The sequence below is a fragment of the uncultured Mesonia sp. genome (assembly GCA_947499595.1).
GTDB classification, from domain to species: domain Bacteria; phylum Bacteroidota; class Bacteroidia; order Flavobacteriales; family Flavobacteriaceae; genus Mesonia; species Mesonia sediminis.
Map to the genome: position 1 here is coordinate 95,326 of CANMOY010000008.1, position 10,431 is coordinate 105,756.

Sequence of the window (10,431 nt, forward strand, 5' to 3'; positions counted from 1 at the left end):
CGTAAATTTGTGATGCGAATTTAATTATAAAAGACCAATAAATACACGCCCATTTGAACGAAGTTGAAATAGAATTACAAGAGATAAGTCCAAAAGAATTTTTTGGGTCTCAAAATAGTAACATACAATTGTTAAAACGCTATTTTCCGAAACTTAAAATTGTTGCTCGAGGAAATAAAATTAAAGCATTTGGAGATGAAGAACGATTAATAGAATTTGATAAGCGTCTTCATATGCTGTTAGAGTACTTTGCCAAGTATAATAAACTTGATGAAAACGGGATTGAGCGTATACTCACAAGTGATAAAAAAGAAGATTACGAGACAAGTCTTTCCAGTTCAGATATTTTAGTTCACGGCGTAGGGGGCAGGTTAATTAAGGCTCAAACGGCCAACCAGCGTAAACTGGTTGAGCTCTGCCAAAAGAATGATCTGGTATTCGCAGTTGGACCTGCTGGTACAGGTAAAACATACACCGGCGTTGCACTAGCTGTAAAAGCACTAAAAGAAAGACAAGTTAGAAGAATAATTTTAACCCGACCCGCAGTTGAAGCAGGAGAAAACTTAGGCTTTTTGCCAGGTGATTTGAAAGAAAAATTAGACCCATATATGCAGCCACTTTATGATGGTTTACGCGATATGATTCCGCATGAAAAGCTTGAATCTTTTATTGAAAAAGGAACTATACAAATAGCCCCCATGGCGTTTATGCGTGGTAGGACTCTTGACGATGCTTTTGTAATTCTTGATGAAGCACAAAACACCACCCACGCCCAAATGAAGATGTTTTTAACACGAATGGGGAAAAACGCTAAATTCATGATTACAGGCGATCCAGGTCAAATAGACCTTCCGCCGCGCGTTACCTCTGGCTTAAAAGAAGCCCTTTTGGTACTTAAAGGTATTAAAGGAATTGGTATGGTATTTCTTGACGATAAAGATGTAATAAGACATAAATTGGTAAAAGAAGTAATCGCAGCCTATAAAAAAATAGAAACTCCAGAATAAAAAATGACAAATACCCTAACTCAAACTCAGTTCAATTTCCCTAATCAAAAAAGACATTATAAAGGGAAAGTACGCGAGGTATATTTTTTAGAAAATGATTTGTTAGTCATGATTGCGACCGATAGGTTGAGTGCTTTTGATGTCATATTACCTAAAGGCATTCCTTATAAAGGTCAAATACTAAACCAGATTGCAACAAAAATGATGCAAGAGACTGCAGATATTGTACCCAATTGGCTAGAGGCAACCCCAGATCCCAACGTAGCTATAGGAAAAAGTTGTGAGCCTTTTAAAGTAGAAATGGTTATTCGTGGCTATTTGGCAGGCCACGCCGCTAGAGAGTACAAGGCAGGAAATAGAATTTTAAGTGGTGTTGCTCTGCCAGAGGGACTAAGAGAAAATGACAAATTGCCTGAACCCATAATCACGCCAGCCACCAAAGCAGAGCAAGGGGATCATGACGAAGATATATCGCGAGAAGAAATTATTCAAAAGGGTATAGTAAGTGACGAAGATTATTTACAATTAGAGAAATATACTTATGCACTTTTTCAAAGAGGGTCTGAGATTGCCGCTTCACGCGGATTGATTTTAGTAGATACCAAATATGAATTTGGAAAAACAAAATCAGGTGAAATTGTATTAATCGATGAAATACATACACCCGATTCTTCACGTTACTTTTACGCCGACGGTTATGAGGAGAGACAAAAGAACAATCAAAAACAAAAACAATTATCTAAGGAGTTTGTTCGAGAATGGTTAATTGAAAACAATTTTCAAGGTAAGCCAGGTCAAAAGTTACCCGAAATGAGTGACGCGTTTTGCGAACTCGTTTCAAAACGCTACATAGAGCTGTATGAGAAAATTACTGGTGAGAAATTTATAAAAGCATCATTAGAAAATTTAGCGGAAAGAATAGAAAAAAATATTAAGCAATATTTAAGTAACAAAAAGAATTAAAAATTTTTTAAAAAGCCATCTCAAATAAGAGGTGGTTTTTTAATTATATTTAGGATTTTAATTTTTTGCGCACGAACTTTCTTTCTTAGGAATATTTAACTCATAGCTCTCAACTAATTTTAAAATTTGACACTCTGTAGGTGATAAGTATTTATTTTCTGAAACGTTATCTATTTCATTTAAAGCGCCCTTCCTATATTGTTGAGGTAGAATTGGGTGTACGTAATACTTTTTACAAACCGCTCTTGTGTTTCCCAAATTTTTTGCGGTTTCATCGTATGCCTTAAGAATATTCTTTTCAATTGTTTTTTGATCCTCGGTTTTAGGCAGGTCTACTAAATATTCATAAAAAATACAACTAGCTCCCCACGTCCTAAAGTCTTTTGCCGAGTAAAATTCTCCGCAACTGGATTGTATGTAATTATTAATCAAACCGCTATCAATGGTTTCTTTGTCACCATTTTTATCGTAATAGCTAAACAACTCCCAACCTGGTATTTCTTCACATTTATTAATCAATCGCATAAGTTCGGGGTCATCTACAACTATATGATGTTTCCTCCCCTTTTTTCCGATGAAATCGATAGACATTTCATCCTCCTTTCTAGAAATATGCTTATTGCGTAAAGTAGATAAACCATAGGTTTTATTTTTTTTGGCGTAATACTGGTTCCCCACCCGTATATGGGTTTCTTCTAGCAGCTTAATTACAATGGCTAATACCTTTTCTTTTGGCATCCCTGGACGGTTCAAATCTTTTTCTAAACGCTTACGAATAATAGGTAATTTTTTCCCAAAAGCAAGCATTTTAAAAAATTTGGTCTGATTTTTAAATTTAGACCAAATAGGATGGTATTTATACACCTTTCGTTGTTTAGTATCTCTTCCTACAGCTTGCAAATGTCCGTTTTCTAAATGAGTAATTCTTACTTTTTGCCACCTTGGAGGGATTCGTAGCTTTTTAAATCGCTCAATTTGCTTTTTTGCTTTTATTTTTCTTTTTTGGTTATCTGTGTAATAAAATCCTCTACCGTGCTTGTGCCTTTTAATGGTTAGTTCTTTATCTTTTATATAAATTAAATTAGCTAAGGCGGCGAATTCTTTTGGAGAATTATCCAATTGTTGTAGGCGATTTATATCTAGCTCCATACTTATTTTTCTTTTCTAAAGTTAAAAAAGCTAACTTTAAGAATTGCCTAATGAAAAGTGAATTTTTATTTAAAATAAAACAAGGGCATTTGAATTTTCAGATGCCCTTGTTCTATAACGATGATATTAAAAATTTAATTAAAATAACTAAAAGTTTCGCCGTCTTTTATTTTTAATAAACTTTCATAAATCAGTTTGATTACGTTTTCTACATCTTGGCGGTGAACCATTTCAACGGTAGTGTGCATATAACGTAGAGGCAAAGAAATTAGCGCGGAGGCTACGCCACCGTTACTGTAGGCAAAGGCATCGGTATCGGTTCCAGTAGCTCTGCTAACCGCTGCACGTTGAAAAGGAATGTTTTTCTCTGTTGCAGTGTCAATAATCATTTCTCTTAGTTTATTTTGAACAGCAGGAGCATAACTTATAACTGGGCCATCACCAATTTTGGTTTCGCCTTCTTTCTTTTTGTCAATCATAGGAGTTGTCGTGTCGTGCGTCACATCTGTAACTATGGCTACATTTGGCTTTATTCTTTGCGTAATCATTTCAGCTCCTCTTAATCCGATCTCTTCTTGTACAGAATTGGTAATGTAAAGGCCAAAGGGTAATTCTATCTTATTTTCTTTTAAAAGCCTAGCTACTTCAGCAATCATAAAGCCACCCATCCTATTATCTAGTGCACGACACACAAATTTATTTTCGTTTAAAATAAAGAATTCATCAGGATAGGTGATAACGCAACCTACATGCACACCAAGTTTTTCTACTTCCTCTTTGGTTGTGCAACCTACATCAATGGTGATGTTTTCTAATTTAGGGTGTTCTTCATTGCTTTTATCTCTAGTGTGAATGGCTGGCCAGCCAAAAACGCCTTTAACGATTCCATTTTTAGTATGAATATTAACTCGTTTAGATGCAGCAATCATGTGGTCACTTCCTCCATTTCTAATTACGTGAATCAGTCCATCTTCGGTTATATAATTTACATACCAAGAAATTTCATCAGCATGTCCTTCGATAACAACTTTAAAAGGTGCATCTGGGTTAATAACTCCTACAGCAGTTCCGTAAGTATCTGTGATGAATTTATCCACGTAAGGTTTTAGGTAGTTCATCCAAAGCTTCTGACCCTCCCATTCATATCCTGTGGGAGCAGCATTATTTAAATAGCTTTCAAGAAAATTTAATGATGACTTGTTTAATAGTGAATCTTCGAGCATAGAAATTTATTTTTTTTTGATTCACGAATGTACACAATAAATTTTTCATTTGCCGATTTGTACTTTACTTTTGGTATGGTTTTCGATCATATTAAAACAAAAAATCGTGCGCAGCTTTTTAATTTTTATATTCTCTATTACTTTTCCTTTATTTGGTTTTTCTCAGAAGGTGACCACCCAATCTTCGAGTAGAAATAAGGAAATTAAATTAAAATATTTGGTAGAAAATGATAGTACCATTGTAGATCCTGTTAAATTAGAAGAGGTTGTGTTACTTAGCCCAATGAAATTCAAGAGTAGGTTAGAGCGCAGAGAATATTTAATTTTAAAACGAAAAACTAGAAAGGTATGGCCTTATGCTACACTAGCTGCCGAACGTTTACAGACATTAAATAAGCGGCTCGAAAATCTTGAAAGAAAGGCAGATAAACGCCGATATACCAAGATAATCCAACGCTATATTGAAGAAGAGTTTACCGAAGAGCTTAAAAAACTTACAAAAACAGAAGGCCAGATTTTGGTTAAATTAATGTATCGGCAAACAGGTGAAACTACTTTTGATATTGTGAGAAATTTGAAAAGTGGTTGGCGTGCCTTCTGGTACAATACTACAGCCAGTTTATTTAATATCTCACTTAAAGAAAAATATGATCCTACTAATATAAAAGAAGATTATTATATCGAGCATATCTTACAACGTTCTTTTCAGCGAGGTATTTTAGAACGTCAGCCAGCTGTAGATGAAATTAATTTAATAAACTTAAAAAAGAAATTCTAATTATTGGAAAGATTATTTCTATTTTAAACTTTTATGTATTAAAAAACCCGAGCCTTGGCTCGGGTTTCCTAACAATATATAGTCTAGTGGAACGGACCGGCTATTGTTATCAAATTAATCTTCATCCCAAAATAAGGGTGTCTGTTGATCATCACCTCCAATGGCGGTAGAACCCGCTTCATAATTGGCGGCATTTAAATTTTGCTCATTGATAGGGTAAGTATATCGTAAAGGTACTGGGTTACCCGATTGAGCTGCAGTATTTAGTGTTGGATTGTTTAATTTTCTCCAAACATACCAGCCTTGCATTGGGTTATCAAACATAGCTATCCAGAATTGCTTTCCTACCAATTCTTTCCAATTGGCGGCATTATAACTTACTCCAGGCTGGGCAAGATAGGCTGCTGCTAAGGATGAATCTCCCGTCCAATAGGTAATACTCGCAGTAATTCCGTTCTCATAATGTGAAGCGGCATTACTCACTCCACCTACACCTTCCGCGGCAGCTTGAGCCAAGAGAAATTCTACTTCTGCGTAATCCATTAGAATACCTGGGTGAGAAGGATCAGTCATTTTATCACTGAGATGAGTGTGTGAGCCGTATGGACTTTCTGCACCATATGTCCCGCCAATATATCCGCTAACGTTGTCGTCAAAATAAGCCATTCGGCGCGGATCATCTAAAGTATTCATATAGTCAACTATCGTATTGGCGGCCACATAATCATTACGACCACTTTGTATCACATCTTCCCAAATTGGGTTGGTGTTTGGTGGTGAATCTAAATAATTAAATAAAGCATTGTCATCGTTCGATGTCATTACTCCATTAGTGGTTGCTGCTTGTATAGCATCATTGGCTAAAGTAGCGTTAACATTAATTAATCGGGCTCCCAATCGTAATAATAGGGAGTTGCTAAACTTTTGCCATTTGGCCATATCTCCACCATAAATTAAATCTTGACTTGAGAATCCTTGGCCTGCAAAATCACTATTTATGGCAATTAACTGCATTATTAAGTCTTCATAAATGCCAGCCGCATTATCGTATTTTGGCAGATAATTGTCTTTAGCTAACGCCTCGGTATAGGGGATATCGCCAAAGGTATCAACCAGAAACTGCCAGGTATACACTTCAATAACAGTAATTTGTGCTACTCGTGCATCAACTTCTTCTTGCGTTAATAAGTCTTCGTTCTCAAGCACGGTTTCTTTCGCATCTTTTAGATCACGTAATACATTTCTATATAAAACGGACCAATGGTTTTGAGGGATATTTCTTTCTCTCAATTCATAATTTGGTTCATCTAAATAAGTCGTAGCGGTTAAGTACTGACTTATGAACCTGAATATATTAGTATTTACATTTAAGTTTGCATTTTGATCAGACAAACTTTTTGTTGCATTACTAAATAGAAATCCTGCGGGAACGCTTTCCGGATTTTTAGGATCTTCATTCAATCGCTCGTATTTATCATCACTACACGCAGTAATTAATAGCAGTAGTGAGAATAAGGGTATGATATATTTTTTCATTGTCATAATTTAAAAGGTTAATTTAAGACTTGCACCAAACTCACGTACGGCAGGATATGCACCAGATTGGTAACCTTGTACATTTCCTGAGCTTAATCCAGCTTCTGGATCAGAAAACGGTATATTCTTATCGATTATCCATAAATTTCTACCTATCAAAGAAATTGATGCGGTATTAATAAATGTTTTTTCTAAAAGATTGTCATTAAATCTATATGTTAAGTTTACTTCACGTAGTTTAACAAAAGAAGCATCGTAAACGTGATCTTTATTAGCCGCACGAGCATATCCGTATGGATTTGCATAGGTATTAAAACTAGCGCGGGTAGTGTTGGGTTGGCCATCTTCGGTTACTCCAGGTAGAATTAACCCACCGCTATCTGCACCATTAGTTACAGGATCTCTTAAAGGATTCCCAAGGTCATTTAAGCCAGTTGTATTTTTATACAAACCAGTAGCATAACCGTACCAAGTATCAAGAGAAAAGATATCACCACCTTTTTGTATATCAATTAAAAAACCTAAACTTAAGTTCTTATATTTAAAAGTGTTTTGAATACCACCAGTCCAATCTGGTTGAATGTTACCAATGATATTGTTGTTGCTATCGGTAGTTAAATAATATCCATTAGAACCAACAACACGCTGGCCATTTTCATTGTAAATATAGTCTGTTCCACGAATAGCTCCGTATGGCTGCCCTGGACTAGCATCTATTGTTATTCCTCCTTGTAAACTTGCCAAAGGTAAGTTGTCTAAACCTTCCTCTAAAGATATCACTTCACTTCTGTTCCGCGCCCAGTTTACAGTCATATTCCAACTGAAATCTTCCATTTTTATGGGGTTAAGACGCATTTGTACTTCAAACCCTTTATTTTCTAAAGAACCCGCATTTCGAATTGTTGAGTTAAAACCTGTCGCATTTGAAATCGAAACAGGAGTAATTAGATCTTCAGTAGTATTATTATAATACGTTACATCAAATCCAAGTCGGTTTTTAAGGAAATTAGCTTCTAAACCGAACTCATAAGCTTTAAGGCGCTCAGGTTTTAGGTCTGGATTTCTAAGTAAGTTAACATTACTAGCTACTGCAGCCCCTCCAAACGGATCAAGCAAAGCTAAGGTCTGAATTATTCGCTGTGGATCGGTATCATTAGAAACCTCTGCATAGTTGGCTCTAAATTTTGCAAAAGATAACCAGTCTTCTTCAATAATATTTGAAAGTAAAATACTGGTTGAGATAGAAGGGTAGTAATAGGAATTATTATCTGCCGGTAGCGAAGAAGAACGGTCTCTTCTTAACGTACCTTCAATAAAATACGTATTTAAATATCCTAAACTTGCACGAGCATATAATCCATCTACCATTTTTGTGGCTTCGTATTCGGTTGGTGCTAATAAGTTAGATACCGTATTACTTAAACTATATAAACCAGGTACGCGAAGACCGCCATTCGTAGATTGCGAAATACTATTCCAATCTTGACGTCTTAAATTCCAACCTGCAATACCCTCTAGATTTAAATCATCGCTTAAATCTTTATTAAAAGATAGTATAATGTCATAATTGTATTCAGACTGGGTATTTAAATATTTAGAGTAACCAGAGACTCCAGAACTTCCTACATTTCTTCGTTCTTCACGGATTTCATTGTAGGTGTCAAAAGTAAATCTTCCTAATACACTAAAAACATCATTAAGCTCATAGTTTAAATTGAAATTACCAAAGTATCTATGACGATTATCGGTTTGGTAATTTTCATAACGGGTCCAGTATGGGTTGTCTGAATAAATAGGTCTTAAATCGGTTCTACTTCTTGGATTCCAAGTAATATTTTGACGCGTTAATAAATAAGCCTCTTTTTGTTCTTTTAAGTCAACGTTTGTCTGCCACCATTGTCTAAACTGCTGCATCGGGTTTTCAGAATCATAACCCGTACCATATCTTCCTTTACCATCTGTTTTTACATAATTAAAGGTAGCACCTGCCTTAAACTTTTCCGTAAGGTCCTGCTGGCCGCTAAACTTAATTGTATTTCTTTTTATTTTACTATTGGGTAAAACACCTTCTTGATCAAAGTTAGTAACGCTTAAGCGAAATGTACCTGTGTCGCTTCCGCCATCTAATGCAAAAGAATTGATGGTAGTCATTCCAGTTTCCCAAATTGAATTTGGGTCATTTTTTCCTGGCAACCATGGTGTTGCTTGCCCAAAAGTAGGTAAAGACGGATAGATAGAATTCCATTGATTTACCATTATATTAGGATTAAATGCGGCTCCATACGAGGCATCTTCGGTAAACGGTGTATACAAAGTGTTATAAACACCATTACCATTTGAATCTACGTTGGTAAAATAAGGGTCCCAAGGTTGAGAACCGGGCTGGTCTTCCCAGTAAATAGCATCGCCGTTTACATCAGTCCCAATCCTATCAGAATAATAAGGACCGTAACCAGCACCATATTCCTTCTGATACTCTGGTAGAGTTTCATCATTTACCTCAGAAACCATTACCGTTGATGAAACACTTACCCCAATACCTTTACGCTTTTGCCCCTTCTTAGTTTCAATAATAATAGCACCATTGGCGGCTCTTGATCCGTAAAGTGCAGTTGCTGCAGCTCCTTTTAGAACGTTAATAGAGGCAATATCCTCGGGGTTAATATCTGTTGCAGCATTACCGTAGTCGTATCCTCCTCGACCACCTTGCTGATCGGTAGTATTATTATTACTATTATCTATAATGATACCATCGATTACGTATAGGGCTTGGTTATTTCCTGTTAAAGAGGCATTTCCTCGAATAACAGTATTAGACGATCCGCCCATAGTTCCTGAAGGATTGACTTGTAAACCGGCAACTTTACCTTGAAGCGAGTTTACAAAGTTTGATTGGGGTACATCCGAAACCTCATTACCACTAACTTCTTGGGTGGCATAACCTAATGATTTCTTTTCACGCTCAATACCTAAAGCGGTTACTACTACTTCATCTAACTCTGAAGCGTCAGCTTTCATAATTACATCTATAGTAGATTTGCTCCCTACCATTTTTTTAGTGGTTACCATTCCCACATAACTAAACACTAAGGTTGATTCTGAAGAAGCACTAATACTATAAATTCCATCGAAATCAGTCTGTGTTCCTTGTGTAGTGCCTTCAATTAATACGTTTACACCAGGTAAAGGCATCCCTGTTTCATCGGTTACCGTTCCAGTAACTGTTTTTTCTTGAGCCATAATTAATGTACTCATGAAAAAAAACAGAAGTGATGAAATCACTTTCATTTTAGTTTTCATATTTCTTGTTTTATTTGAATTAGCCAATTCTAAAGTACAAAAATTGATAGAACAAAATGTTAAAACTTGTTTTTTTAACAAATTAAAGAGTGGTTTTGTTAAAAAAGTATTAAAACCATTTTAGTCTGTGTTTGATTTCATTTAGTAATGATGAAGGCTAATATTTTGATTTTTCTGTAAATGCAGTCTTAACTCTTTCGCTTTCGCGGAATTATTTCCGTCACCTATTATTAACTGGAAAAGCATAAATAGGAGGAGAGGGGTATTACTTAACCTTATATTTTCGTTATAGAAGTGAGCCCTTTTTATAATAGCATAATTAAGTCTATTTCCATTTCGGTAGACTTGAAAAAAAACTTTTAAAAACTTTAGGTGGTTAAATCACTTGTTAGCAAGCCATTAGTATTTCATTAAAAAATAAATCAAAAAAAAGCCCATAAAAAGTTTGTGCAATGGAATAAAGGTTCTACATTTG

At 35.6% G+C, this 10,431-nt stretch carries 7 protein-coding genes; 3 read left to right on the forward strand and 4 right to left on the reverse strand.

Going from position 1 to position 10,431, the window contains the following annotated elements:
• The first annotated feature begins 53 nt into the window (after positions 1-53).
• Positions 54-1,007: a PhoH family protein gene (locus ACH2AZ_RS10170; protein WP_379043099.1), complete on the forward strand. Its 954-nt coding sequence runs from the start codon at positions 54-56 to the stop codon at positions 1,005-1,007.
• Positions 1,008-1,010: 3 nt separating this feature from the next.
• Positions 1,011-1,970: a phosphoribosylaminoimidazolesuccinocarboxamide synthase gene (locus ACH2AZ_RS10175; RefSeq protein WP_379043096.1), complete on the forward strand. Its 960-nt coding sequence runs from the start codon at positions 1,011-1,013 to the stop codon at positions 1,968-1,970.
• Positions 1,971-2,027: 57 nt separating this feature from the next.
• Here the strand turns inward: ACH2AZ_RS10175 and ACH2AZ_RS10180 are convergent, their stop codons facing one another.
• Together ACH2AZ_RS10180 and ACH2AZ_RS10185 are read right to left on the reverse strand one after the other, a co-directional pair.
• On the reverse strand, positions 2,028-3,119 hold the full coding sequence (locus ACH2AZ_RS10180) for a DNA topoisomerase IB (protein ID WP_394907765.1): 1,092 nt from the start codon (positions 3,117-3,119) through the stop codon (positions 2,028-2,030).
• Between the two features lie 134 nt (positions 3,120-3,253).
• Positions 3,254-4,342: a M42 family metallopeptidase gene (locus ACH2AZ_RS10185; protein WP_394907766.1), complete on the reverse strand. Its 1,089-nt coding sequence runs from the start codon at positions 4,340-4,342 to the stop codon at positions 3,254-3,256.
• A gap of 103 nt (positions 4,343-4,445) precedes the next feature.
• Between ACH2AZ_RS10185 and ACH2AZ_RS10190 the strand changes: the two genes are divergently transcribed.
• Complete coding sequence (locus tag ACH2AZ_RS10190; protein WP_394907769.1) at positions 4,446-5,120, forward strand: DUF4294 domain-containing protein; 675 nt, start codon at positions 4,446-4,448, stop codon at positions 5,118-5,120.
• Between the two features lie 114 nt (positions 5,121-5,234).
• Here the strand turns inward: ACH2AZ_RS10190 and ACH2AZ_RS10195 are convergent, their stop codons facing one another.
• Positions 5,235-6,656 (reverse strand): SusD/RagB family nutrient-binding outer membrane lipoprotein, encoded by a 1,422-nt coding sequence (locus tag ACH2AZ_RS10195; RefSeq protein ID WP_394907767.1) that lies wholly within the window; start codon positions 6,654-6,656, stop codon positions 5,235-5,237.
• A 9-nt stretch (positions 6,657-6,665) separates the two neighbouring features.
• Positions 6,666-9,956, reverse strand: coding sequence for a SusC/RagA family TonB-linked outer membrane protein (locus ACH2AZ_RS10200; protein ID WP_394907768.1), 3,291 nt, complete (start codon positions 9,954-9,956; stop codon positions 6,666-6,668).
• Positions 9,957-10,431 lie beyond the last annotated feature (475 nt).